This window comes from Streptomyces sp. NPDC050759 (genome assembly GCF_044456945.1).
In the GTDB taxonomy this organism is placed as follows: Bacteria; Actinomycetota; Actinomycetes; order Streptomycetales; family Streptomycetaceae; genus Streptomyces.
On record NZ_JBITGI010000010.1, the window covers coordinates 204,537 to 227,023 of the forward strand.

The following is a 22,487-nucleotide window of genomic DNA, read 5'->3' on the forward strand; positions in this document are numbered from 1 at the left end:
GCCGGGTCGTCATACGGGCAGCGGCACTGCGGATACCTCCCGGGGAGTACGAGAAGGGCTCGACTTCTGTAACTACTAGTATGTACAGTGAGCGCATGAGCACCTCGGACCGACTGATCGAGTCCACCCGTGAGCTCCTGTGGGAGCGCGGCTATGTGGGGACCAGCCCCAAGGCGATCCTGGAGCGCGCGGGGGCCGGACAGGGCAGCATGTACCACCACTTCAAGGGCAAGCCCGACCTCGCGCTGGCCGCGATCCGGCGGACCGCCGAGGACTTGCGGGCTACCGCGGAGGGAGTACTCGGCGGGTCCGGCACTCCGTACGAGCGCATCGAGGCGTATCTGCGGCGCGAGCGGGACGTGCTGCGTGGTTGCCCGATCGGCCGGCTCACGATGGACCCGGACGTCATCGCCAGCGATGCACTGCGCGCGCCCGTCGACGAGACGATCGAGTGGATCCGTGAGCGCATCGCCGGGATCGTCGAAGAGGGCAAGGAACAGGGCCAGTTCGCGTCCTCGCTGGACGGCGAGGAGATCGCGGCGACCGTTCTCGCGACGGTCCAGGGGGGATATGTTCTCGCCCGCGCGTCCGGCTCGCCCGCCGCGTTCGACACGGGCGTGCGGGGACTGCTCTCCCTGCTCGCCCCACCATCGTCGTAAGGGAGTCGACCCACGTGCCGGTGCCACCCGCCGAGGACGGCACGACCGCCGACGAGGATGCGCACGTCGCCATCGAGGACCACTCCGCCTGAGGAGGCATCCGATGCACGCCATGCAGTACGAGCTCACTTTGCCCGCGGACTACGACATGAACGTCATCCGCGCCCGGGTGGCGCGGATCGGGCATCTGCTGGACGACTGGGAGGGGCTCGGCTTCAAGTCGTATCTGATGCGCGAGCGCGGGGTGAACGGCTCGCCCGTCAACCAGTACGCCCCCTTCTACCTCTGGAACACCGTGGAGGGCATGAACGCTTTCCTCTGGGGAGGCGCCTTCCAGGGGCTCAGCAACGATTTCGGGCGGCCGTCGGTGCGGCAGTGGACAGGTCTGTCGTACGAGGAGGGCGGCGCCGTCGGCTCCCCCGCCAGGTCGGCGGTCCGCAGGCGTCAACCGGTGCCGGAGGGCACGGAGTTGGCAGAGGTGATGGGGGAAGCGGTGGAGGAGACGGGGCGGCTGGCCGGGGAGGACGGGGCGGTGTTCGCGGCAGCCGCCGTGGACACGGCCCGCTGGGACCTCGTGCACTTCTCTCTGTGGGCGCACGAAGCGCCGAAGGCGGACGGTGATCTGTTCGAGGTACTGCATGTGTCGGCGCCGGGACGGGAGCGGCTGCCGTGGGGGCGTCAGTGGTGAGCGCGGTCCGTACGGTGGCCGGGGACGTCCCCGCCGAGGAGCTCGGCGTGTGCGACGCGCACGACCACCTGTTCTTCGGCAGCCCCCGACTGCCGGGACAGGAGCTGCGGAGCGTCTCGGCGGCGCGGGCCGAGCTGACGGCGTTCGCCGCGCAGGGCGGTGGCGCCGTGGTGCAGTGGACGCCGTACGGGCTGGGGCGGCGGGCCGACGAGCTGCCGATGCTGTCACGGGAGACGGGGGTGCGGATCGTCGCCGCGACCGGGCTGCACCAGGCCGTCCACTACGACGACGCCACGCTCGCCGGGCTGCGCGGCCGGCTGGCCGACGTGTTCGTCACCGAACTGACCGAGGGAATCGGGCCGTTGGGGGTCCGCGCGGGGCTGATCAAGGTGGCGGGCGGCTTCCACGCGCTGGACGCGCACGCCCGCTGGACGATGACCGCGGCGGCCGAGGCCCATCACGCGACGGGGGCGCCGATCGCCGTCCATCTGGAGCTGGGGACCGGTGCGCTGGACGTACTGGACCTCCTGTGCGGGGAGTTGGGGGTGCCGCCGCGGCGAGTGATCCTCGGGCATCTCAACCGCTCCCCCGACTTCACAGTGCACCGCCAGGCCGCGGCGTCGGGCTGCTGTCTCGCCTTCGACGGGCCCTCGCGCGCCAACCACGCCACGGACTGGCGCATGCCCGACGCGGTGCGGGAGCTCGCGGACGCCGGGCACGGCGACCGGCTGCTGCTCGGCGGCGACACCACGACCGCGGCGGCCCGCTCGGTCAACGGCGGCCCGGGGATGCCGTATCTGCTGCGCCGGGTGCGGCCGCGGCTCGCGGCCGACCTGGGTGAGGACCTGGTGCGGCGCATCCTCACCGACAACCCTGGTCGAGCTCTGGCCGTGGAGTGGAGCCGGCCATGACGCCGCTCACCGGCAGAGCGCGTCGATGTCCTCGGAGAACGTCGGGAACTCCGCCTGGGCGGTGGTGACGATGTCCCGGGTGGTGCGGCGCGGGGTGGTCGCGTGGCGTTCGGCGAGCGAGGTCAGCGTCTCGCTCGGACGGCCCTCGTACTGCTCGAAATCCACGACCTCCAAAGGTCCGAGGCCGTCGGCGAGCACCCACAGGAAGTCGGACAGGTTCGCCGCCACCACACCGCGCTCGCCCTCCGAGCCCAGGAACACCACGGGCTGCTCGACGAGGGGCCGCCCCGGCCGCACGCACCACAGGGCGGCGAGGCCACCGGTGCCGTCCTGTCCGAAGACCCGGTAGGCGTCGCCGTCCAGTTGGTGGTTGCCGGTCCAGTGGCGCAGCCAGTCGGTGGTCTCCTCGGCGGAGTCGAAGGCGTCGTACGGCTCGAAGTCGACGCCCTCGCCGTCGTCGTAGTCGAACTCCACGCGGGCCACGTCGGCCAGGGCGGGCGGAAAGGCGCGGTCGCCCTCAGTTGTCTCGATCATGCCCGGCAGGCTAATCGCCGCCACTGACAACGGCCCTACGCCACCGAGATGTCCACGGAGGGCCGCAGTTTCGCCGCCGCGGCCAGTGCCTCGTGGGCGGGGTGGCTCACGAAGGCCGCCACCAGGCTGTCGTCCGCCGGGAGTTCGGTGGCCGGGTAGGTGATCTGCTCGTAGGCGGCCTGGAAGCGCGGGCCCCAGCGGCGGGCGCCGAGGCGGGCCGTACGGGAGCAGTTGTCGACCATGTGGGCCACGTCGCGGGCGTGCATGTAGGGCAGGAGGGAGTCGACGGCCTCGATGACGGACTCGTTGACGATCTCGGACCAGGGGTGGCCGCGCTCGGCGAACTCGTCGATCTGGGCGACCATGGTGGCGACGAAGACGCCCGCGGTGAACGGCTCGACGGGCAGCTCGCGTTCGCCCCGCCGCGCCCGCACCCTCTCACCGGCGCCCCACATGGGCGAGCCGCCGATCTCACTCATCGGCCGCGCCCCGAGCCGGCGTTCGGCCAGGATCACGCTGCGCAGCTCGGTGCCGTCGGCCACCTCGTCGTAGATCTCCGCGACGATCTCGCGAGCGGGCCCGTAGGTCGCCGTGTACGCCCGGTCGAAGACCTCCCGCCCGGACGGGGCGAGGCCGTCACGGACCGCCCGCAGGCCCGAGTGCGAGATGGTGCGGGCGATCGGCCCGGTGACGTTCTCGCAGGACCTCTCGTACGCCGTCACCTCGTCGTCCCCGGCCAGGCGGTACCGCGTGTACAGCGTCTCGACGATGCCGTGCACGGCGCCGAGCAGGATCGCGCGCTCACCGACGATGTCCGAGAGGTACTCGCTGTGCAGCGTGGTCCGGAAGGTGTACGGCGATCCGAGCGCCACCGACCAGCCGAGCGCGAGGTCGACCGCCCGGCCGTCGGGGTCGGCGTGCACGGCGAAACTGCTGTTGATCCCGGCGCCGTTGACGTCGGCGCCCTGCTGGTAGAGACGGCGCACGGAGTCGCCCATGCCCTTGGGGCACACGGCGATCACGGGGTGCCCGGCCGGGAACTCGCCGCCGGTCTCCCGGAGATGGCCGAGCAGGAAGCCGTGCGAGAGTCCGATGGCCGCGCCGGGCTTCAGCACCGCGAAGATCTCCTGATGGTGGGCGGCGAGCGCCGCGTCCGCGATCAGCAGCACGACCAGGTCGCTGTCGGCGGCGACCGCGAGCCAGTCGCCGAGCGTGCCGTCCGCCTCGGTGAAACCGTGGGCGCGCGCGTCGGCGGCCGAGCGGGAGCCGGGGCGCAGGCCCACGGCCACCCGGATGTCGGTGCCGGCGAGGGAGTCGCGCAGGTTGAGCGCCTGGGCCCGGCCCTGCGGTCCCCAGCCGAGCACACCGATGCGGCGGACCCCGGCGAAGGCCCGGGGCAGCAGGGGGAACAGATGCCGGCCGCCGCGCAGCACGGTCTCCGTGCCGCCGGGGACGTCCATGGTTTCGAGGGTGAAGACGCCGGAGGTGTACGTGGTGGAGGTCATGCTGGAGTTGTAGGCTCCGGCCGAGCATTGCAGCAAGCGCAACTTTCGCAGCGCACCGTTGCGCGAACTGAAAGACCGAGGTCAGATGGACGATCACCGGGAGCTGCGTCTCTTCCTGCACCTCGCGCAGACGCTGAACTTCGGCCGGACGAGCCTCGACTGCCATGTCAGTCCGGCCACGCTGACGAGGACCGTGCAGCGGCTGGAGGCGGGTCTCGGGCATCGGCTGTTCGACCGCGGCCCGCGCGGGGTGTCGCTCACCGCGCAGGGTCACCGCTTCCGCGCATACGCCGTCCAGGCACTGGAGTTGTGGCGTGCCTACCGCGAGGAGCACCCCGACCCGACCGAACTGACCGGCCGCCTCGCGGTGTTCGCGACGGTGACCGCCTGCCAGGCCCTGCTGCCCGACCTGTTGGCGCCGTTCCGCGCGGCCCATCCCCAGGTACGGCTGGATCTGCGCACGGGTGACGCGGCGGCCGCCCTGGCCCGCCTTGACGAAGGCGAGGTGGACGTGGCCGTGGCCGGGATCCCGGCCCGGCTGCCGGAAGGGCTGGTGAGCCGGACGGTCGCGGTGACCGACCTGGTCCTCGTCACCGCGCGGGACCGTCCGGACCCGGACCTGGACGGGCCGTTCGTCCTCCCGCACCGCGGGCTCGTCCGCGAGGCGGCCGACCGCTGGTACCGCGCCCGGGGCACGGTCCCCGACGTGGCCTGCGAGCCCGACGGCCACGAGGGACTGCTCACGCTGGTCGCTCTGGGCTGCGGCACGGGCGTGGTCCCCCGCCTCGTACTGGAACACAGCGCGGTGCGCGAACGGCTGACGGAAGTACCCGCCGATCCGCGGCCCGAACCCTTCGCGATCGGCCTGTGCGTGCGGCGGTCCGATCTGCGCAGACCGCTGGTGGCGGCGCTGTGGAGCCTGACGGTGCCGCCGGCTACTCCTGCCTGACATCCTCAGGGCCTATCGCGAGGCTCCCGAGTGGCAGCGGGTCCGCCAGGTCGTCGCCGACCGGCAGCAGGAGGGCGGCGAGGGCACCTTCGGTGACCGGGTGGCCTATCTGGCACCGGACGCCGTGATCGACCTGGTCTGCTTCACCCTGGAAGCGGCCACCGCACTGGTCGAGCGGCTGTGTGGCGAGATCGGGCACCTGCTGCACCGCGGCACCGGGGAGCTGAGGGTGGCCGGTCCGCTCAGCGTCTGACCGGACGCGCGCTTCTAGGCCCGGTCGGCGTCCAGGCGTCCCACCCGGGCCACGTTCTCCCGGTCCTCGGCGTCCTCGCTCGCCTCGGCGGTGAACCAGGCGTCGAGGATCTCCTTCAGGAGTGGCTCGGAGGTGAGGCGGAGGCTGAGGGCCAGGACGTTGGCGTCGTTCCAGCGGCGGGCGCCGTCCGCCGTGTAGGCGTCCGTGCACAGGGCGGCCCGTACGCCCGGAACCTTGTTCGCGGCGATGGAGGCGCCGGTGCCGGTCCAGCAGCACACGACGGCCTGGTCGGCCGTCCCCGCGGCCACCTCACGGGCCGCGGCCTCCGAGCAGACGGCCCACTGCGGGTCCGCGCCGGGGCTCAGGGCGCCGTAGGCGACCACGTCGTGGCCCCGTGCGCGTAGTTCGTCGACGAGGGTGCGCGCGACTGGTTCGTCCATGTCCGAGGAGACGGAGATCCGCATGTCACGAGCCTACTCGGCGGCTCGCCCAACGGACGACGGGATCCAGGTAGCCCACGTGCGGACCGGCGAGGTCCGCCAGTTCGGCCGCTGAGCCGACGAGAGCGAGCCGGTCGAACTCCGACACGCGTCCCCGTGCCGTCTCCGCGGCCACCAACGCCGTGAAGCTTTCCCGCAGGAAGGATGCGGGCAGCGGCGGGGCCAGGTAGTGGACACCGACCTGTCCGTCCTCGCCGTGCGTGACCAGGCACCGGGTGAGATCGGCTGCCGGGACGTCGACGCCCGTCTCCTCGGCCAGCTCCACGGCCGCGTGGCGGCGCAGTGCGGGCTCGTCCAGGGGCTCGTCGCCGGTGGGCGGTTCCACCGATCCGCCGGGGAACTGCCATCGGCCGGGCGCCGCGGTGGACGAGGACATACGGCCCACCAGTACGCGTCCGTCGTCCGCCGGCTGCATCACGCTGACGAAGAGGGACGCCGGGGCGGTGGCGCCCGGGACGAAGCGCAGGGCGAGGTACCGATAGGTCACCCGGGACCAGGAGACGAGCAGGTCGTCCGGGGCCTCCCGGGAGAGACCCGCGCACACCGCCACCGGACCGTCGAAGAGGGCCGGGTTGGCCAGGACGGCCTCGCCCCACGCGCGGTCCATGGCGGTCCGCAGCTCGGCCGGGATCACCGGGGGCGCCACCTCGACCAGGCGGAGTTTCTCGGCCTCCAGCAGGTCAGCCACGGGTCAGCGCCCCCAGCGGATCGTCAAGGACCGGCTGCCACGCCAACTCGGCCGCCCCGACCAGGCTGTTGTGGTCGAGGGTGCAGGCCAGGATGGGGACGCCGCCGCTCTGCCCCCACAGGCTGCGGTCGGCGACGACGGCCCGCAGGCGCGCGGGGTCGGCGTCCAGCAGGGTGCGGTGGAGGCCGCCGAGGATGATCCGGTCCGGGTTGAGGATGTTCACCAGGCCGGCGAGACCGAGGCCCAGGCGGTCGATGAGGGCCTCGGCGGCGGTACGGACGGCGGGATCGTCGTAGTGGTGCCGGACGAGGTCGTTGGCCTGCTGGAGCAGGGAGGGCTCGGGGCCGGGGGCGAGTCCCGCCGCCGTGAGGAAGGCCAGCGGGTCCGCCTCGACGTCCAGACAGCCCCGGCTGCCGCAGTGGCAGGGGCGGCCCTCGGGGTTCACGGTGAGGTGGCCGACTTCCAGGGCCAGGCCCGAACTCCCCGTGTGCAGACGCCCGTCGAGCACCAGCGCGCCGCCCACGCCCCGGTGTCCGGTCGCCACGCACAGCAGGTCCCGGGCACCGCGGCCCGCGCCGTGCCGGTGCTCGGCGAGCGCGGCGAGGTTGACGTCGTTGGCCGCGAAGGCCGGTCCGGTGATGCCCGCGGCACGCACGCACTCGTCGAAGATGCGGCGGACGGGGGCGCCCGCGGGCCAGGCGAGATGCAGGGGGTTGAGGGCGAGGCCCTCGGGTTCGGCGACCGCGGACGGCACGGCGAGTCCGGCGCCGACGCAGCGTCTGCCGGTGGTCCGCAGCAGGTCGGCGCCCGCCTCGACGACGGAGCCGAGGACCTTCGCCGGATCGGCGTCGATCGTCTCGCAGCCGGGGGCGGTGGCGACAATACGACCGCCCAGACCGACCAGGGCGGCCCGGAAACCGTCGGCGTGGACCTGCGCGGCCAGCACGACGGGGCCGTCCTCGGCGACCGCGAGGCGGTGCGAGGGCCGGCCCTGCGAACCGGCGGCCGCGGTGGGCCGGGCGTCGACGCGGATCAGCCCGAGCGCCTCCAGCTCGGCGGCGACCGCGCCGGCCGTCGCCCGCGTCACCCCGAGTTCGGCGGTGAGCACGGCCCGGGTGGGCGCGCGCCCGGTGTGCACGAGCTCCAACGCGGGCCCGAGCGCACCGCGCCCCCGGTCCAGCCGCGTCCTCGAGGTGGTTCCTTCCCCCGCCGGCCGGGGGTCCGCCTTGCCGCTCATGAGGGCGAGTCTCCCATGATCCGTTCGCGAGGGAGCTCAGAGCCCGCTGACCCGCAGCGTGATGTTCAGCCGTCCCGTCAGCCCCAACTCGGGCGGCGCGGTGCCCGGATGCACGCGGGGGACCCCGTGGTACGCGAGTCTCGACGGACCGCCGAACACGAACAGGTCACCACTGCGCAGTTCGACGTCGGTGTAGGGCCGGGTCCGGGTCTCGGGGTTGCCGAAGCGGAAGACGCAGGTGTCGCCGAGGCTCAGGGAGACGACGGGCGCGTCCGACTTCTCGTCGCTGTCGCGGTGCATGCCCATGCGGGCGTCGCCGTCATACAAGTTGATCAGCGCGATGTCGTACGGCGCCTCCTGCGGACCGAGCGCGTCGCGCACCGCTTCCCGGCCCAGCTCGCCCAGCCAGTGCGGGAACGGCTTCACCGGTGCCCCGTCGCCGTCGACGACCGTACGGGCGTAGGCGTACGGGTACCAGTGCCGGCCCAGGCAGACCTGGCGCGCGGTCATCGTGCCGCCGCCCGGGGTGCGGACCGTGCGCAGTCCGGCGGGCGGGCGCGCCCACTCCCGGCAGGCCTCCAGCAGGTCGCGCTGCCGCCCCGGCTCCAGCCAGTCCGGGACGTGCACCGCACCCGGCGCGACCTCCGTGCGGGGTCGGGGGAACAGCTCGGCATCCATGGGTTCCATCCTGCCCGAGCGGGCCTGAGCTGCGACTCCGATAGCCTGGACGCACGATGGACGACCGTATGACGACCCCCTGGGGCGAGCTCGCGCTCACCCGTTTCCCCGAGGACCCGCGTGACCGGCTGCGCGCCTGGGACGCCTCCGACGAGTATCTGCTGAGGCATCTCGCGGCGGAGGGCGTGCCCCTGTCCGGCACGGTCGTGGTGGTCGGAGACCGCTGGGGGGCACTGGTCACCGCGCTGGCCGCGCACCGGCCGGTCCAGATCACCGACTCCTTCCTCAGCCAGGAGGCGACCCGCGCCAACCTCGAACGCGCCGGTGTCGAGCCCGGCACCGTCCGGCTGCTCACCACACAGGACCCGCCGCCCGGCCGCGTCGACGTCCTGCTGGTGCGGGTGCCGAAGAGCCTGGCCCTGCTGGAGGACCAGCTGCTGCGGCTGGCGCCCGCGGTGCATGAGGGCACGCTCGTCGTCGGCACCGGCATGGTGAAGGAGATCCACACCTCGACGCTCCAGCTGTTCGAGCGGATCCTCGGGCCGACCCGTACCTCGCTGGCCGAGAAGAAGGCCCGGCTCATCTTCTGCACACCGCAGCCGTCGCTCGAACGGCCCGCCAACCCCTGGCCGTACGGCTACACCCTCCCGGACGGCATCGGTGCCGCCTCCGGGCGTGCCGTCGTCAATCACGCGGGCGTCTTCTGCGCGGACCGGCTCGACATCGGCACCCGGTTCTTCCTCCAGCACCTCCCGAAGAGCCGGGGTTCCCAGCGGATCGTGGACCTGGGCTGCGGCAACGGCGTCGTCGGTACGGCACTCGCCCTGGCCAACCCGGAGGCCGAGGTGCTGTTCGTCGACGAGTCCTTCCAGGCCGTGGCCTCGGCGGAGGGGACGTACAAGGCGAACGGCGTGCCGGGGCACGCGGAGTTCCGGGTCGGGGACGGGCTGGCGGGGGTCCCGGCGGGCAGCGTCGACCTCGTCCTGAACAACCCGCCCTTCCACTCCCACCAGGCGACGACCGACGCGACGGCCTGGCGGATGTTCACCGGAGCCCGCAGGGCGCTACGGCCCGGCGGCGAACTGTGGGTGGTCGGGAACCGTCATCTCGGCTATCACGTGAAGCTGCGGAAGCTGTTCGGCAACAGTGAACTCGTCGCCGGCGGGCCGAAGTTCGTGGTGCTCAAGGCGGTGAAGGAGTCGGGTGTCTGATCCCTCGGTGCGGGCCTTCTACGACGCGCTGGCGCCGGACTACCACCGGATCTTCGCGGACTGGGATGTGAGCATGGCGCGTCAGGCGGCGGCACTCGGCGCCCTCCTGGGGCCGGGTCCGCACCGGGTGCTGGACTGCTCCTGCGGGATCGGGACCCAGGCGATCGGGCTGGCGCTGGCCGGACACCAGGTCGTCGGCAGCGATCTCAGTCCCGTCGCGGCCACGCGCGCCGGAGCGGAGGCAGCGGCGCGCGGCGCCCGGCTGCCGACGGCCGCCGCGGACATGCGCCGACTGCCCTTCGCATCGTCCGTCTTCGACGTCGTCGTCTGCGCCGACAACTCACTGGCGCATCTGCTGACGGCCCCGGACGTGGAGGCCGCGCTCGCGGGCATGCGCAGAGTTCTCCGGGACGGCGGTCTGCTGGTGCTCACCCTTCGGGACTACGACGAGATCCGGCGGACCAGGCCCGGCGCCCCGCCTCCGCAGGTTTCCGAGGAATCCCGCGGCCGGCTGATCACCTTCCAGCTGTGGCAGTGGCACGAGGACGGCGAGCGCTACGACCTGGAGCACTTCCAGCTCACGGACCGCGGCGGGGACGACTGGGCCGTCCGCGTCCGCCGTACGACCTCCTGGGCCCTGACCCGTTCCCAGGTGGCGGAGTTCGTGACCGCGGCCGGTTTCACCGACGTGCGCTGGCACGATCCGGCCGCCGGCGGGTTCTACCAGCCCGTCCTCACCGCCCGAGCAGCTGGATGATCCGCCGGGCCGCCCCGGCCATGGCGTCCCGCCCGACACTCAGATACGTGCGGGAGTCCACCGCCTCGGGGTGAGCCGCCAGGAACTCCCGGATCGCGCCGGTCATGGCGATGTTCAGCGCGGTGCCGACGTTGACCTTGGCGATGCCGCCCGCGACGGCCGCGGCGAGTTCGTCGTCGCGGACTCCCGAGGAGCCGTGCAGGACGAGGGGGACGTCCACGGTGGTGGCGAGGCGTTTCAGCAGGTCGTGGTCGAGGGTGGCGGTGCGTTCGGTCATCGCGTGGGCGCTGCCGATGGCCACGGCGAGGGCGTCCACGCCTGAGTCGGTGACGAAGGCGCGGGCCTCGGCGGGGTCGGTGCGGGCGCCGGGGGCGTGGGCGTCCAGCGGGGGCCGGCCCTGCTTCCCGCCCACTTCCCCCAACTCGGCCTCGATCCACAACCCTTGGGAGTGCGCCCAGTCGGCCGCCGCCCGGGTGGCGGCGAGGTTCTCGGCGTAGGGCAGGTGGGCCGCGTCGTACATCACGGACCCGAAGCCGGCGTCGGCCGCCTGGCGCAGCAGGTCGTCGCTCTGGACGTGGTCGAGGTGCAACGCGACGGGTACGGCGGCGCGTTCGGCCGCGGAGACAGCGGCGCGCGCGAGCGGGAGGAGACGGCCGTGGCGAAACTTGACGGCGTTCTCGCTGACCTGGAGGACGACGGGCGCGTCCAAGGACTCGGCGCCGGTGATGACGGCCTCGACGTGTTCCAGGGTGATGATGTTGAAGGCGGCGACGGCGGAGCGGGTGGTGGCGGCGCGGGCGACGAGCTCGCCGGTGGTGACCAGGGGCACGACGTCTCCTAGGGGCGGGCGAGGATCACCGAGCGGGTGAGGTGGCGGGGCTGGTCCGGGTCGAGACCGCGGGCCCCGGCGACGGCGACCGCGAGGCGCTGCACGCGGACCAGTTCGGCGAGGGGGTCGAGGGTGCCCGGCACCCACAGTCCGCCGGTCTCCCGGACCTGTTCGGCCAGTCCCTCGGGTGCCGCGCCGAGCATCCAGGTGGCGGTGCCCCGGGTGGTGATGCTGATGGGGCCGTGCCGGTACTCCATCGCCGGGTAGGCCTCGGTCCAGGCGAGGGAGGCCTCGCGCATCTTCAGCCCGGCCTCGTTGGCCAGCCCCACCGTCCAGCCCCGGCCGAGGAAGGTGAACTGCGTGCACTCGACGATGCCTGCGGGCAAGGGAGCCGCGAGTGCGGTGCGGGCGTCGGCGACGACGGCGTCGGTGTGCAGGCCGAGGTGGGCGCGGAGCAGGGTGAGGGCGGTGGTCGCGAACCTCGTCTGGACGACGGAGCGTTCGTCGGCGAAGTCGAGGACGACGACCTCGTCTGCTGCGGCCATGACGGGGGTGGCGGGGTCGGCGGTGAGGGCGGTCGTGCGGGTGCTCCCCTTCAACTGCCCGAGCAGGTCGAGGACTTCGGTCGTGGTGCCGGAGCGGGTGAGGGCGACGACACGGTCGTACGAGCGGCCCCGCGGGAACTCCGACGCGGCGAAGGCGTCGGTCTCGCCCTGGCCCGAGCCCCCCCGCAGCGCCGCCACGGCCTGTGCCATGAAGTACGACGTGCCGCATCCGACGATCGCGACCCGCTCCCCGGCCGCCGGAAGCACGCGGGCGTGCCCCGCGGCCTCCGCCGCCGCCCGGGTCCAGCACTCGGGCTGGCTGGTCAGCTCGTCCTCGACATGAGTCATGCCGTACCTCTCTGTCACTTTGATTGCTCTTGCAAGATATAGCCATCTTTCGAGCACAATCAAGCATACGCGGGCAGTAGTGGCGCGCACCGCGATGCGAGGGCCGTTTCCGTGACACCCGCGGCCGATCCTGCATAGGCTGATCGGCAGGAGGCTGCGATGAGCGGATCACCCAGGGATCACACGGGCTACCTGCCGATCGCCGAGCACGGTCTGATCGGCGACCTGCGCAGCGTGGCACTCGTCGGGACCGACGGCACCATCGACTGGTACTGCTGCCCGTCCTTCGACGCGCCGAGCGTCTTCGCGTCGATCCTGGACGCGGAGCGGGGCGGCTGCTTCGAGCTCGCGGCGACCGTGCCGGCGCGGACCAAGCAGTTCTACTTCCCCGACACCAACGTCCTGATCACCCGGTTCTACACCGAGGACGGCGTGGGCGAGGTCCAGGACTTCATGCCGGTCGACGGCGACACGGTGGAGACCGAGCGGCACCGGCTGATCCGGCGGGTGGTGTGCGTGCGCGGCTCGATTCCGTTCCGGACACGCGTGGCCCCGCGTTTCGACTACGGCGCCCAGCCGCACACGCTCCGCATGGTCGGGGACGTCGCGGTCTTCGAGACCCCCAAGCTGTCGCTGGGCCTGACCGCGACCGTGCCGCTGGAGACCGAAGGCCCTGACGCACGGGCCGACTTCAAGCTCTCCGAGGGCGAGTCGGCGGTGTTCGCGCTGGACCAGGTCGGCGGCGAGGTGACCCCGCGCCGGTGTGCGCGCACCGAGGCCGAGGAGCAGTTCACCAGCACGGTCGCCTACTGGCGGCACTGGCTGTCCGCCTCCAAGTACCGGGGCCGCTGGCGGGAGATGGTGCACCGCTCCGCCCTCACCCTCAAGCTGCTCACCTACGCGCCCACCGGCGCCATCGTGGCCGCGCCGACGACGAGCCTGCCCGAACAGCTCGGCGGCGAGCGCAACTGGGACTACCGGTACGTGTGGGTGCGCGACGCCGCTTTCTGTGTGTACGCCCTCCTGCGGCTCGGTTTCACCAGCGAGGCCGAGGCGTTCATGGACTTCCTCATCCGGCATGTCGGTCCGGACGGCCACGGCCCCTCCGGTCCACTCCAGATCATGTACGGCATCGACGGCCGTACCGATCTGACGGAGCGTGAACTCGCCCATCTGGAAGGGCATCGGGGTTCCGCGCCGGTCCGAGTCGGCAACGCCGCCGCCGGCCAGCTCCAACTCGACATCTACGGCGCCCTGATCGACTCGGTCTACCTCTACGACAAGTGGGCCAAGCCGATCTCCAGCGACCAGTGGGACGACGTCTCCGCGCTGGTGGACTGGGTGTGCGAGCACTGGGACCAGCCCGACGAGGGGATCTGGGAGACCCGCGGCGGCCGCAAGAACTTCCTGTACTCGCGGCTGATGTGCTGGGTGGCGATCGAGCGGGCGATCCGCATGGCCAACCGGCGCGGGCTGCCCGCCGACCTGAACCGCTGGCGGGAGTGCCGCGACACGATCTACCGGCGGATCATGAAACGCGGCTGGTCGGAGACCCGGCAGGCGTTCGTCCAGCACGAGGACGGCGATGTGCTCGACGCGGCCGTACTGATGATGCCGCTGACCAAGTTCATCGCGCCGACCGACCCGAAGTGGCTGTCCACGCTGGACGCGCTGACCGAGGAGCTGGTGTCGGACTCCCTCGTCTACCGCTACGACCCGACGGCGAGCCCCGACGGGCTGCGCGGGGACGAGGGCACCTTCTCCATCTGCTCGTTCTGGTACGTCGAGGCGATGGTGCACGCCGGTCGGATCGACGAAGCACGGCTGGCCTTCGAGAAGATGCTCACCTACGCCAACCATCTGGGCCTGTACGCCGAGGAGATCAGCAACACCGGCGAGCAACAGGGCAACTTCCCGCAGGCGTTCACCCATCTCGCCCTGATCAGCGCGGCCTTCAACCTGGACCGGGCCCTCGGCTGAGGAATAGCCGTCGGCCGGTCCCACGTTGCCGTCGGCATGACGACGAACGCGCCGCGGCCCGAGGTCCTGCGATACACCGCCTTCTCCAGCACTCCCGAGGGCGGCAACCCCGCCGGCATCGTCCTGGACGCCACCACCCTGGACGACGGCGACATGCTGGCCATCGCCGCCGAGCTCGGGTACTCGGAGTCGGCGTTTCTGACCGCGCCCCCGGAGGGGCTGGATGGACCGGAGGGACGGACGTTCACCATCCGTTACTTCAGCCCCAAGGCCGAGGTGCCGTTCTGCGGGCACGCCACCGTCGCGACCGCCGTCGCGCTGGCCGAGCGGATCGGCCCGGGTGAGCTGGTGTTCGCCACGCCCGCCGGCACCGTACCCGTGTCAGTGACCGAGGAGGGCGGAACGGTCCGGGCCACGCTCACCAGTGTCGAGCCGCACGTCGAGGAGGTCGACGAGGCCGACCTCACGGAGGCGCTGGCCGCGCTCGACTGGCCGGCCGGCGATCTGGACCCGGCGATTCCGCCCCGGATCGCGTTCGCCGGCGCCCGCCATCTCGTCCTCGCGGCGGCGACGCGCGCACGCCTCGCGGATCTGGCGTACGACTTCCCGCGCCTCGAAACCCTGATGCACCGACTGGACCTGACCACCGTCCAGCTGGTGTGGCGGGAGTCGGCCACCGTGTTCCACGCCCGTGACCCGTTCCCGGTCGGCGGCGTGGTCGAGGACCCCGCGACCGGCGCCGCGGCCGCCGCGTTCGGTGCGTACGCCCGGGACCTCGGCCTGGTCCCGGAGGACGCCGTCCTCACCCTGCACCAGGGCGAGGACCTGGGCCGCCCCGGCGAGCTCACGGTGACCCTGCGCGCGGGCGACCCCCGCGTCCGGGTCGGGGGAGCCGGGGCCCTCATCGGCCGGTGAGCCGCGGGGCGGGCCCGTACCTGAGCGTCAGTGACCGTGCTCGCCCGACGACTCATGGGGGGCCTCTTCGGAGGCCCCTTCCGCTTCCCCCGTCACTGCTCCGCCCGCCCGGACCGTGAACGCGGCGGTGTGCACCTTGTCCTCGTGCTTGAAGTCGAGGAAGAGCCGGTAGGTGCCGCTGCTGGGCGCCGTGGCCGTGAAGGAGATCTCCGGGCCGGGCTCGGTCGAGCCGTCGCCGGGTTCGCCGCCCGGGTGGACGTGGAGGTAGGCGAGGTCGCCGGAACGCAGGGCGACCAGGTGGCCGTAGGCGCCGAGATAGGGCTGGAGATCGGTGACGGGCCTGCCGTTGCGGGAGACCGTCAGCGTCAGCTCGCGGGCGGCGCCGGGGCGCAGGGCGCCGCCCAGCTTCACCTCGTAGCCCTCGGTCGTGGCGGTGTTGTCCGGCGCCGGCAGGTTCCGCGGCGCGTAGGTGCCCGACACGGCCAGATCCGCGCCGAGGGTGAGGTTCTCGGCGCCCTTCTTCTCCGGGGTGAAGTCGGCGAAGACCCGGTAGCCGCCCGCGCGGGGCAGCGACACGGGGATGCTCCAGGTGCCGTCGGCGGCCCGGGTGGGGTGCAGATGGCGGTAGGTGTTCAGGTCGCGTGAGGCGACGATGAGGTGGAGTTCCTTGTCGTGCTCCCGGCGGAAGGCGGTGACCGCGCGGCCGTCCTCGCCCCGGATGGCGAAGCGGAGATCGGCGGTGCGTCCGGCCGCGAGGCGGGGGGTCCGCAGGTCGAGGGTGTAGCCGTTCTCGGAGATCTGGAGTCCGCCGGCCGGGGGCGACTCGTGGCCCGAATGCCCTGACTCACCGCCTTCCGTGTGTGCGTCATGGCGGGCGGGCGTCTCGTCGTCGGTCAGGGGGCCGACGCTTTGGCCCACGCCGTAGGCGGTGCCGAACGTCGCGGCCAGTGCGGCGGCGAATGCGGTGATCCTCAGTCCAGCGTTCATGGCCGTCTCCTCCGGGTCGGTATGCGGCTCTCAATGCACCTCACCATACCCCTGGGGGGTACCAAGTCAACCCGTGGGAACAGCTTGCCTCAGATACCCACCGGGGGTATACAGGAGTCGCGACCCACGACGAGGAGCAGCCATGACCACCACCGCAGCAGCCGAGACCGAGCTGGCCATCGGCGGCATGACCTGCGCCTCGTGCGCGGCACGCATCGAGAAAAAGCTCAACCGGATGGACGGCGTCACCGCCACCGTCAACTACGCCACCGAGAAGGCCAAGGTCACCCACGCCGTCGGCGTCTCGGTCCAGGACCTGATAGGGACCGTCGAGAAGACCGGGTACACGGCCCGGGAACCGGCACCACCCGAGCCGTCCGCACCCGACGAGGAAGAGCCCGACGAACTGCGGTCCCTGCGCGAGCGGTTGGTGACCGCCGTACTGCTGGCGGTGCCCGTCGTCGCGATGGCGATGATCCCGGCGCTGCAGTTCGAGTACTGGCAGTGGCTGTCCCTGACGTTGGCGGCGCCCGTGGTGACGTACGCCGGGTGGCCCTTCCACAAGGCGGCGTTCACCAATGCCCGGCACGGCGCGGCCACCATGGACACGCTGATCTCGGTCGGCACGACGGCCGCCTTCGGGTGGTCGCTGTGGGCGCTGTTCTTCGGGACCGCGGGCACGCCGGGCATGAAGCACCCCTTCGAGCTGACGATCGCCCGCGGCGACGGCACCGGGAACTTGTATCTGGAGGCCGCGGCCGGGGTCACCGCGTTCATCCTGGCCGGGCGGTACTTCGAGGCCCGGTCCAAGCGCAAGGCGGGCGCGGCCCTGAAGGCGCTGCTGGAACTGGGCGCGAAGAGCGTCACCGTGCTGCACGCGGGCGGGCACGAACAGACCGTGCCCGTCGCGGAGTTGAAGGTCGGGGACCGCTTCCTCGTCCGTCCGGGCGAGAAGATCGCGACCGACGGGACCGTCGTCGAGGGCTCCTCCGCCGTGGACGCGTCGATGCTCACGGGTGAGTCCGTGCCGGTGGAGGTCACTCCCGGAGACTCCGTCACCGGCGCCACTCTCAACGCGGGCGGACGGCTCGTCGTCGAGGCGACCCGGGTCGGCTCCGACACCCAACTGGCCAGGATGGCCAAGCTGGTCGAGGACGCCCAGAACGGCAAGGCGGCCGCTCAGCGGCTCGCGGACCGGATCTCCGCGGTGTTCGTGCCGGTCGTCATCGCGCTCGCCCTCGGCACCCTGGGCTTCTGGCTCGGCAACGGCGCCGATGCGGCCGCCGCGTTCACCGCCGCCGTCGCCGTACTGATCATCGCCTGCCCGTGCGCCCTCGGACTCGCCACACCGACCGCTCTGCTGGTCGGGACCGGGCGCGGCGCCCAACTCGGCATTCTCATCAAGGGTCCTGAGGTCCTGGAGTCCACACGCAAGGTCGACACCGTCGTCCTGGACAAGACCGGCACCGTCACGACGGGCCGGATGACCCTGCTGGCCGTGCACCCGGCGGACGGCACCGACGAAGCCGAAGTGCTGCGGCTTGCGGGCGCTCTGGAGCACGCGTCGGAGCATCCGGTCGCCCGCGCGGTCGCCGACGGGGCGACGGAGAAGCTGGGTTCACTTCCCACGCCGGAGGACTTCGCGAACGTGCCGGGGCTCGGGGTGCAGGGCATCGTCGACGGTCATGCCGTGCTCGTCGGCCGCGAGCGCCTGCTCGCCGACTGGTCCCTGGAGCTGCCCGAGGAGCTGCGACGGGTCAAGTCGGAGGCGGAAGCCCTCGGTCGTACGGCGATCGCGGTCGCCTGGGACGGCGAGGCGCGGGCCGTGCTCGAAGTCGCCGACGCGGTCAAGGACACCAGCCGTGAGGCGATCGTCCGTCTGCGCGCGCTGGGCCTCACGCCGGTCCTGCTGACCGGTGACAACCGGGCCGTGGCCGAGTCCGTGGCCCGGGAGGTCGGCATCGACCCGGAGCAGGTGATCGCCGAGGTGCTGCCGCAGGACAAGGTGGACGTCGTCAAGCGGCTTCAGGCAGAGGGCCGTTCGGTCGCGATGGTCGGCGACGGCGTCAACGACGCGGCCGCGCTGGCGCAGGCCGACCTGGGCCTGGCGATGGGCACCGGCACGGACGCCGCGATCGAGGCGGGCGATCTGACCCTCGTCCGGGGCGACCTGCGGGCCGCGGCGGACGCCATCCGCCTCGCCCGCCGCACCCTGGGGACGATCCGGTCCAACCTCTTCTGGGCCTTCGCCTACAACGTGGCCGCGCTGCCGCTGGCGGCGGCCGGACTGCTCAACCCGATGCTCGCCGGGGCGGCGATGGCGTTCTCGTCGGTGTTCGTGGTCGGCAACTCGCTGCGGCTGCGGTCGTTCCGAGCCGCCTCACCCGGCCGGCCGGGCGGGCAGGGACTCCGAGACCGGGAGCCCCTGCCCGCCAGACCGCGAGCCGAACATGCACAGCAGTGAGCGCGAACGCCAAACGGTCCAGGCACACCGCACCTCCCTGCGGCCGCCGTCCTTCCGAGCCGCCTCACCCGGCCGGGCGGGCGGGGACTCCGAGACCGGGAGCCCCTGCCCGCCCGCCACTCAACCGAACGCCTTCACCGCCCGGCCGCGAGCCGGACATGTACGGCGGTGAGCGCGAGCGCCAGCGGTCCGGGCACCAGGAAGGCCAGCGGCACCAGCATCCAGGCACACAGGGCCGCCGTGGCCACGGCGAGCAGCACCAGGGCGCTGCCGCCGACATCCCGTACGGCGTCCCGGGCGGCCTCCCGCACGGCGGCCGGCCAGTCGGTGAGCGACTCGGGGCGGGCGCAGGCCCGCAGGCCCACCACCAGGGCGACCGCACCGATACCGGCGGCCACCACCGCGAACAGCGGCGCCCCCGGCAGTCCGGCCCCGGCGAGCGCCAGGTCCGCCAGGAACAGCAGCGCGCCGGCCAGGGCGACGGCGCCCGCCGCCAGGTCGCCGGCGCGCAACCGACGCCGTAGCGCCGCGAAGTACCGTCCGGCGGTGGCCGGTTGCCCCTCCCCCGCATCGCGCAGGACGGCGCACGCGGTGGACAGCGCGGCCGGGGCCGTCACCACGGGCAGACAGACCAGGGCCGTTGCCAGGCCGACGCTCAGCATGTCGGCGAACAAGGTCATCCTGGGCCCGAAGACCTCGCCCGGTTCACGAGCACGCATCCCGCTCATCCCTTGAGTCCCGAGTTCGCCATGCCCTCCACCAGGAACCGCTGGAAGGCGAGGAAGAACAGCACGATCGGCAGCAGCGCGATCACCGACATCGCGAACATCGGGCCGAACGCCGACTGGCTGGAGGCGTCCACGAACGACCTGAGGGCGAGCGTGAGCGTGAACTTGTCCGGGTCGAAGAGGTAGATGAGCTGGGTGAAGAAGTCGTTCCAGGTCCAGATGAAGGTGAAGATCGCCGTGGTGATCAGCGCGGGCCTGGTCAGCGGCAGCACGATCTGGAAGAAGCTGCGGAAGGGCCCGCAGCCGTCGATACGGGCGGCCTCCTCCAGCTCACGCGGCAGGCCGCGCATGAACTGCACGATGAGGAAGACGAAGAACGCCTCCGTGGCCAGGAACTTGGGCAGGATCAGCGGCCAGTAGGTGTTCACCATGCCGAGCTTGTTGAAGATGATGTATTGCGGGATCAGGATCGCGTGGTGCGGCAGCATGATCGTGGCGATCATGAAGGCGAACATCGGGCCACGGAAACGGAAGCGCAGCCGGGCGAAGGCATAGGCGGCGAGCGAGCAGCTGATCACGTTGCCGAGGACCGCGCCCCCCGCGATCAGCAGCGAGTTGGACAGCAGCCGCCAGATGGAGACGTCGTTGACGCCCTCGAAGGCGGTCTCGTAGTTCGACCACTCCAGGTGGCGGGGCAGCAGGTCGAGGCTGGCGATCACCTCGTCGGCCGGCTTGAGCGAGGTGGCGAGCAGCCAGGCCAGCGGGTACAGCATCACGAGCAGGGCGGTCAGACAGCCGAGGTGCAGGGCGACCCGTCCCCAGCGAACGGGCTTGCGGGCGGCGGCGGTTGATACGGAGGTCATCGGTCCCCCTCGGACGCGTAGAAGACCCAGGAACGCGAGGTGCGGAACAGCACCGCCGTGACGACGCCGATGACAAGGAGCAGCACCCAGGCCATGGCGGAGGCGTAGCCCATGTGGGAGGCGACGAAGCCGCGGTCGTAGAGGTACATCGTGTAGACGAGCGTGGAGTCGGCGGGGCCGCCCTTGCCCGCGCTCACCGCGAAGGCGGGCGTGAAGACCTGGAAGGCCTGGATGGTCTGGAGGACCAGGTTGAAGAAGAGCACCGGGGACAGCATGGGCACGGTGACGGACAGGAACTGCCGCCATGTCCCGGCCCCGTCGACGGCCGCCGCCTCGTAGAGCTCGGCGGGTATCTGCTGCAGACCCGCGAGGAAGATCACCATCGGCGCCCCGAACTGCCACACCGTCAGCAGCGCGACGGCCAGCAGCGCCCAGCCGGGCCTGTTGACCCAGCCGCCGGTGCCGAACAGGTTGTCCACGGTGCCGCCGTCGTTGAAGACGGCACGCCAGACGAGGGCGATGGACATGGATGCGCCGAGCAGCGAGGGGGCGTAGAACGCGGACCGGTAGAAGGCCTTGCCGCGTTTCATGGACTTCAGGGCGAGCGCGACGACCAGCGCGAGGGCCAGTTGGAGCGGCACCGCTATGACGACGTACATCAGGGTCGTCGTGACGGAACGCCAGTAGCGCGGGTCCTCGGTGAACATCTGCGTGTAATTGCGCAGGCCCACCCAGTGGGGCGGGTCGAAGAGGTTGTAGTCGGTGAAGGACAGGTACAGCGAGACGGCCATCGGCAGCAGGGTGAGGACGCAGGCGCCGAGGACCCACGGGGAGAGGAACACCCAGGCGGCGCCCTGGCGTTCACGCCTGGGGCGGCGCTTCGTGGTGGGGGCGGTGGCGCGCTTCTCCCCCGTCGGGATCGCGGTGGTGGTCATGACCTCAGCTCCGCCTTCGCCTCGGTGACGTAGTTCTCGGCCGCCTCGCGGGGCGTCATGCGCTCGTAGGACACCTGGTCGTAGTCACGCTGGAAGGTGGTCTGCAGGGCGTTGTCGCCGGAGGGCGGGGCCTGTGGCGGATCCTTCAACTTCCCTTCCAGGGACGCCTGGTAGTCGGCGACCGTCTTGTCGAAGTCCTTGAGGAGGGGTGCCGTCTCCTTGCGGATGGTCTCGTTGACGGGGATGCCGCGGGTGGCGCCGAGGATCTTCGCCGCGTCCTGGTCGTTGAGGAGGAAGTCGACGAGCTGCGCCGCCTCCTTGGCGTGGCCGGTGTTGGCGGAGATGCCAAGGAACATCGACGGCTTGAAGTACTGCCCTGGCGTGCCGTCGGAGCCGGACGGCATGGGCGCCAGCGCGATCCCGGTCGGGATGATCGCGAGGTAACCGCTCGACGGAGCATCCCAGTTGTTGTCCGCGGTGGCCTTGCCGCGGCCGAGCGGGGTGTTCTCGACGGAGCCGTCGAGCTGAGTGGTCTGCTCGGCCGGGGAGACGGCCTCTTCGCGCCTCAACTGGTCGGTGAACGTCCACCACTTGGTGAGGTCGTCGGCGGTGAAGCCCAGTCCGCCGCTCTTCGTGTAGAGGGCCTTTCCCTGTCCGCGCAGCCAGACCTCGAAGGCGTCCTCGTTCTGCCCGGGGTCGGTGGCGCCGGGTTGGCCGGTCTTCTTCTTGAGCGCGCGCATGGCGTCGGCCCAGTCGTCCCAGGTCCACCCCTGTTTCGGGAGCGGCACCCCGGAGGCCTTCCAGGTCTTGACGTCGTAGACGACGGTCTCGGTGCCCCGGCCCTGCGGGATCGCGTACTGGGTGCCGTCCACGCGGCCGGTGGCGAGCAGCCCGGAGTCGATCTCGGAGGTGCGCAGTACGGCCTTCTGCTTCGCCAGGTCGAGCAGGACCCCGCCGGAGGCGTACTGGTCGATCTGGCGGTAGTCGAGCTGCATCACGTCGGGTGCGTCGCCGCCCGTGGCCTGGACGGCGAGCTTCTGCTTGTAGGCGTCGTAACCCGAGAACGACGTCTGCACCTGTATGTTCGGGTGCTGTTTCTCGAACCGGGCGACGGCCTGCTCGGTGCGTTCCGCGCGGTCGGGGTTGCCCCACCACGTGTAGCGGAGCACGACCTTGCCGCCGCCGACCGATTCCCCGGAGCCTCCGCAACCGGCCGCCAGCGCGCAGAGCGCGAGTGCGACGGCCGAAGCGCAGAACCCCTTTGTCCTGTGTCCGGGCATGCCGAGGTCACCTCATCCCTTCCTCGGACTTTCTACGGCCCCC

23 protein-coding genes are annotated in these 22,487 nt (G+C 71.9%); 10 read left to right on the forward strand and 13 right to left on the reverse strand.

What is annotated here, in order from left to right; all coding sequences use genetic code 11:
• Positions 1-80 precede the first annotated feature (80 nt).
• The 3 genes from ACIBJB_RS28310 (at position 81) to ACIBJB_RS28320 (ending at position 2,258) form a co-directional block, all read left to right on the forward strand.
• Positions 81-659, forward strand: a complete 579-nt coding sequence (locus tag ACIBJB_RS28310) for a TetR/AcrR family transcriptional regulator (RefSeq protein ID WP_398934388.1) — start codon at positions 81-83, stop codon at positions 657-659.
• 103 nt (positions 660-762) lie between these two features.
• Complete coding sequence (locus tag ACIBJB_RS28315) at positions 763-1,347, forward strand: DUF4865 family protein (protein WP_398934390.1); 585 nt, start codon at positions 763-765, stop codon at positions 1,345-1,347.
• Positions 1,344-2,258, forward strand: a complete 915-nt coding sequence (locus tag ACIBJB_RS28320) for a phosphotriesterase (protein WP_398934662.1) — start codon at positions 1,344-1,346, stop codon at positions 2,256-2,258. Before ACIBJB_RS28315 ends, ACIBJB_RS28320 begins: the two co-directional genes overlap by 4 nt.
• 6 nt (positions 2,259-2,264) lie before the next feature.
• Here the strand turns inward: ACIBJB_RS28320 and ACIBJB_RS28325 are convergent, their stop codons facing one another.
• Complete coding sequence (locus ACIBJB_RS28325; protein ID WP_398934392.1) at positions 2,265-2,792, reverse strand: SMI1/KNR4 family protein; 528 nt, start codon at positions 2,790-2,792, stop codon at positions 2,265-2,267.
• A 35-nt stretch (positions 2,793-2,827) separates the two neighbouring features.
• The gene (locus tag ACIBJB_RS28330) at positions 2,828-4,297 is read right to left on the reverse strand and encodes a ketol-acid reductoisomerase (protein ID WP_398934394.1); all 1,470 of its coding nucleotides are present in this window, start codon (positions 4,295-4,297) and stop codon (positions 2,828-2,830) included.
• Positions 4,298-4,382: 85 nt separating this feature from the next.
• Between ACIBJB_RS28330 and ilvY the strand changes: the two genes are divergently transcribed.
• Positions 4,383-5,246: an HTH-type transcriptional activator IlvY gene (ilvY, locus tag ACIBJB_RS28335; RefSeq protein WP_398934396.1), complete on the forward strand. Its 864-nt coding sequence runs from the start codon at positions 4,383-4,385 to the stop codon at positions 5,244-5,246.
• A 100-nt stretch (positions 5,247-5,346) separates the two neighbouring features.
• Positions 5,347-5,499: a hypothetical protein gene (locus tag ACIBJB_RS28340; RefSeq protein ID WP_398934398.1), complete on the forward strand. Its 153-nt coding sequence runs from the start codon at positions 5,347-5,349 to the stop codon at positions 5,497-5,499.
• 14 nt (positions 5,500-5,513) lie between these two features.
• Here the strand turns inward: ACIBJB_RS28340 and ACIBJB_RS28345 are convergent, their stop codons facing one another.
• Genes ACIBJB_RS28345 through ACIBJB_RS28360 form a run of 4 tightly spaced genes read right to left on the reverse strand, consistent with a single transcriptional unit; the run spans position 5,514 to position 8,602 of the window.
• Positions 5,514-5,963: an RpiB/LacA/LacB family sugar-phosphate isomerase gene (locus ACIBJB_RS28345; protein ID WP_398934400.1), complete on the reverse strand. Its 450-nt coding sequence runs from the start codon at positions 5,961-5,963 to the stop codon at positions 5,514-5,516.
• A gap of 1 nt (position 5,964) precedes the next feature.
• Positions 5,965-6,687, reverse strand: coding sequence for an NUDIX hydrolase (locus ACIBJB_RS28350; protein ID WP_398934402.1), 723 nt, complete (start codon positions 6,685-6,687; stop codon positions 5,965-5,967).
• A complete protein-coding gene (locus ACIBJB_RS28355) occupies positions 6,680-7,924 on the reverse strand; it encodes an ROK family protein (RefSeq protein WP_398934404.1) in 1,245 nt (414 codons plus the stop codon). The genes ACIBJB_RS28350 and ACIBJB_RS28355 overlap by 8 nt, the downstream gene beginning before the upstream one ends.
• Before the next feature lie 36 nt (positions 7,925-7,960).
• The gene (locus ACIBJB_RS28360) at positions 7,961-8,602 is read right to left on the reverse strand and encodes an alpha-ketoglutarate-dependent dioxygenase AlkB family protein (RefSeq protein ID WP_398934406.1); all 642 of its coding nucleotides are present in this window, start codon (positions 8,600-8,602) and stop codon (positions 7,961-7,963) included.
• Between the two features lie 68 nt (positions 8,603-8,670).
• Here ACIBJB_RS28360 and ACIBJB_RS28365 point away from each other — a divergent pair, with 68 nt between their 5' ends.
• Positions 8,671-9,813, forward strand: coding sequence for a methyltransferase (locus ACIBJB_RS28365; RefSeq protein ID WP_398934408.1), 1,143 nt, complete (start codon positions 8,671-8,673; stop codon positions 9,811-9,813).
• The gene (locus tag ACIBJB_RS28370) at positions 9,806-10,570 is read left to right on the forward strand and encodes a class I SAM-dependent methyltransferase (RefSeq protein ID WP_398934410.1); all 765 of its coding nucleotides are present in this window, start codon (positions 9,806-9,808) and stop codon (positions 10,568-10,570) included. The genes ACIBJB_RS28365 and ACIBJB_RS28370 overlap by 8 nt, the downstream gene beginning before the upstream one ends.
• Here the strand turns inward: ACIBJB_RS28370 and ACIBJB_RS28375 are convergent.
• Together ACIBJB_RS28375 and ACIBJB_RS28380 are read right to left on the reverse strand one after the other, a co-directional pair.
• Positions 10,548-11,399: a ketose-bisphosphate aldolase gene (locus tag ACIBJB_RS28375; RefSeq protein ID WP_398934412.1), complete on the reverse strand. Its 852-nt coding sequence runs from the start codon at positions 11,397-11,399 to the stop codon at positions 10,548-10,550. The two genes, ACIBJB_RS28370 and ACIBJB_RS28375, sit on opposite strands and share 23 nt — an antisense overlap.
• Before the next feature lie 8 nt (positions 11,400-11,407).
• Positions 11,408-12,292 carry an SIS domain-containing protein gene (locus ACIBJB_RS28380; protein WP_398934414.1) on the reverse strand — a complete coding sequence of 295 codons (885 nt, stop codon included), beginning with the start codon at positions 12,290-12,292 and terminating at the stop codon, positions 11,408-11,410.
• Positions 12,293-12,451: 159 nt separating this feature from the next.
• On the opposite strand from ACIBJB_RS28380, the gene ACIBJB_RS28385 reads away from it, so the two are divergent.
• Both ACIBJB_RS28385 and ACIBJB_RS28390 read left to right on the forward strand, forming a co-directional pair.
• A complete protein-coding gene (locus tag ACIBJB_RS28385; RefSeq protein ID WP_398934416.1) occupies positions 12,452-14,272 on the forward strand; it encodes a glycoside hydrolase family 15 protein in 1,821 nt (606 codons plus the stop codon).
• A 36-nt stretch (positions 14,273-14,308) separates the two neighbouring features.
• On the forward strand, positions 14,309-15,187 hold the full coding sequence (locus ACIBJB_RS28390; RefSeq protein ID WP_398934418.1) for a PhzF family phenazine biosynthesis isomerase: 879 nt from the start codon (positions 14,309-14,311) through the stop codon (positions 15,185-15,187).
• Between the two features lie 27 nt (positions 15,188-15,214).
• On the opposite strand, the gene ACIBJB_RS28395 is transcribed toward ACIBJB_RS28390, so the two are convergent.
• Positions 15,215-16,174, reverse strand: a complete 960-nt coding sequence (locus tag ACIBJB_RS28395; RefSeq protein WP_398934420.1) for a hypothetical protein — start codon at positions 16,172-16,174, stop codon at positions 15,215-15,217.
• Between the two features lie 142 nt (positions 16,175-16,316).
• Here ACIBJB_RS28395 and ACIBJB_RS28400 point away from each other — a divergent pair, with 142 nt between their 5' ends.
• Complete coding sequence (locus ACIBJB_RS28400) at positions 16,317-18,638, forward strand: heavy metal translocating P-type ATPase (protein WP_398934422.1); 2,322 nt, start codon at positions 16,317-16,319, stop codon at positions 18,636-18,638.
• A 134-nt stretch (positions 18,639-18,772) separates the two neighbouring features.
• Here the strand turns inward: ACIBJB_RS28400 and ACIBJB_RS28405 are convergent, their stop codons facing one another.
• The 4 genes from ACIBJB_RS28405 to ACIBJB_RS28420 are packed head-to-tail and all read right to left on the reverse strand — an operon-like array spanning position 18,773 to position 22,444.
• A complete protein-coding gene (locus tag ACIBJB_RS28405) occupies positions 18,773-19,366 on the reverse strand; it encodes a hypothetical protein (protein ID WP_398934424.1) in 594 nt (197 codons plus the stop codon).
• Positions 19,363-20,229 carry a carbohydrate ABC transporter permease gene (locus ACIBJB_RS28410; RefSeq protein WP_398934426.1) on the reverse strand — a complete coding sequence of 289 codons (867 nt, stop codon included), beginning with the start codon at positions 20,227-20,229 and terminating at the stop codon, positions 19,363-19,365. Before ACIBJB_RS28410 ends, ACIBJB_RS28405 begins: the two co-directional genes overlap by 4 nt.
• Positions 20,226-21,164, reverse strand: a complete 939-nt coding sequence (locus ACIBJB_RS28415) for a carbohydrate ABC transporter permease (RefSeq protein ID WP_398934428.1) — start codon at positions 21,162-21,164, stop codon at positions 20,226-20,228. The genes ACIBJB_RS28410 and ACIBJB_RS28415 overlap by 4 nt, the downstream gene beginning before the upstream one ends.
• Positions 21,161-22,444, reverse strand: coding sequence for an ABC transporter substrate-binding protein (locus ACIBJB_RS28420; protein ID WP_398934431.1), 1,284 nt, complete (start codon positions 22,442-22,444; stop codon positions 21,161-21,163). Before ACIBJB_RS28420 ends, ACIBJB_RS28415 begins: the two co-directional genes overlap by 4 nt.
• Between the last annotated feature and the right edge of the window lie 43 nt (positions 22,445-22,487).

Excerpts from the sequence above, each read along its gene's own strand:
- ACIBJB_RS28390 (WP_398934418.1), top strand. The coding sequence starts at position 14,309 with ATGACGACGAACGCGCCGCGGCCCGAGGTCCTGCGATACACCGCCTTC.
- ACIBJB_RS28360 (WP_398934406.1), bottom strand. The coding sequence starts at position 8,602 with ATGGATGCCGAGCTGTTCCCCCGACCCCGCACGGAGGTCGCGCCGGGT.
- ACIBJB_RS28325 (WP_398934392.1), bottom strand. The coding sequence starts at position 2,792 with ATGATCGAGACAACTGAGGGCGACCGCGCCTTTCCGCCCGCCCTGGCC.
- ACIBJB_RS28315 (WP_398934390.1), top strand. The coding sequence starts at position 763 with ATGCACGCCATGCAGTACGAGCTCACTTTGCCCGCGGACTACGACATG.
- ACIBJB_RS28410 (WP_398934426.1), bottom strand. The coding sequence starts at position 20,229 with ATGACCTCCGTATCAACCGCCGCCGCCCGCAAGCCCGTTCGCTGGGGA.
- ACIBJB_RS28330 (WP_398934394.1), bottom strand. The coding sequence starts at position 4,297 with ATGACCTCCACCACGTACACCTCCGGCGTCTTCACCCTCGAAACCATG.
- ACIBJB_RS28380 (WP_398934414.1), bottom strand. The coding sequence starts at position 12,292 with ATGACTCATGTCGAGGACGAGCTGACCAGCCAGCCCGAGTGCTGGACC.
- ACIBJB_RS28345 (WP_398934400.1), bottom strand. The coding sequence starts at position 5,963 with ATGCGGATCTCCGTCTCCTCGGACATGGACGAACCAGTCGCGCGCACC.
- ACIBJB_RS28415 (WP_398934428.1), bottom strand. The coding sequence starts at position 21,164 with ATGACCACCACCGCGATCCCGACGGGGGAGAAGCGCGCCACCGCCCCC.
- ACIBJB_RS28420 (WP_398934431.1), bottom strand. The coding sequence starts at position 22,444 with ATGCCCGGACACAGGACAAAGGGGTTCTGCGCTTCGGCCGTCGCACTC.
- ACIBJB_RS28385 (WP_398934416.1), top strand. The coding sequence starts at position 12,452 with ATGAGCGGATCACCCAGGGATCACACGGGCTACCTGCCGATCGCCGAG.
- ilvY (WP_398934396.1), top strand. The coding sequence starts at position 4,383 with ATGGACGATCACCGGGAGCTGCGTCTCTTCCTGCACCTCGCGCAGACG.
- ACIBJB_RS28400 (WP_398934422.1), top strand. The coding sequence starts at position 16,317 with ATGACCACCACCGCAGCAGCCGAGACCGAGCTGGCCATCGGCGGCATG.
- ACIBJB_RS28365 (WP_398934408.1), top strand. The coding sequence starts at position 8,671 with ATGACGACCCCCTGGGGCGAGCTCGCGCTCACCCGTTTCCCCGAGGAC.
- ACIBJB_RS28395 (WP_398934420.1), bottom strand. The coding sequence starts at position 16,174 with ATGAACGCTGGACTGAGGATCACCGCATTCGCCGCCGCACTGGCCGCG.
- ACIBJB_RS28355 (WP_398934404.1), bottom strand. The coding sequence starts at position 7,924 with ATGAGCGGCAAGGCGGACCCCCGGCCGGCGGGGGAAGGAACCACCTCG.
- ACIBJB_RS28405 (WP_398934424.1), bottom strand. The coding sequence starts at position 19,366 with ATGAGCGGGATGCGTGCTCGTGAACCGGGCGAGGTCTTCGGGCCCAGG.
- ACIBJB_RS28310 (WP_398934388.1), top strand. The coding sequence starts at position 81 with ATGTACAGTGAGCGCATGAGCACCTCGGACCGACTGATCGAGTCCACC.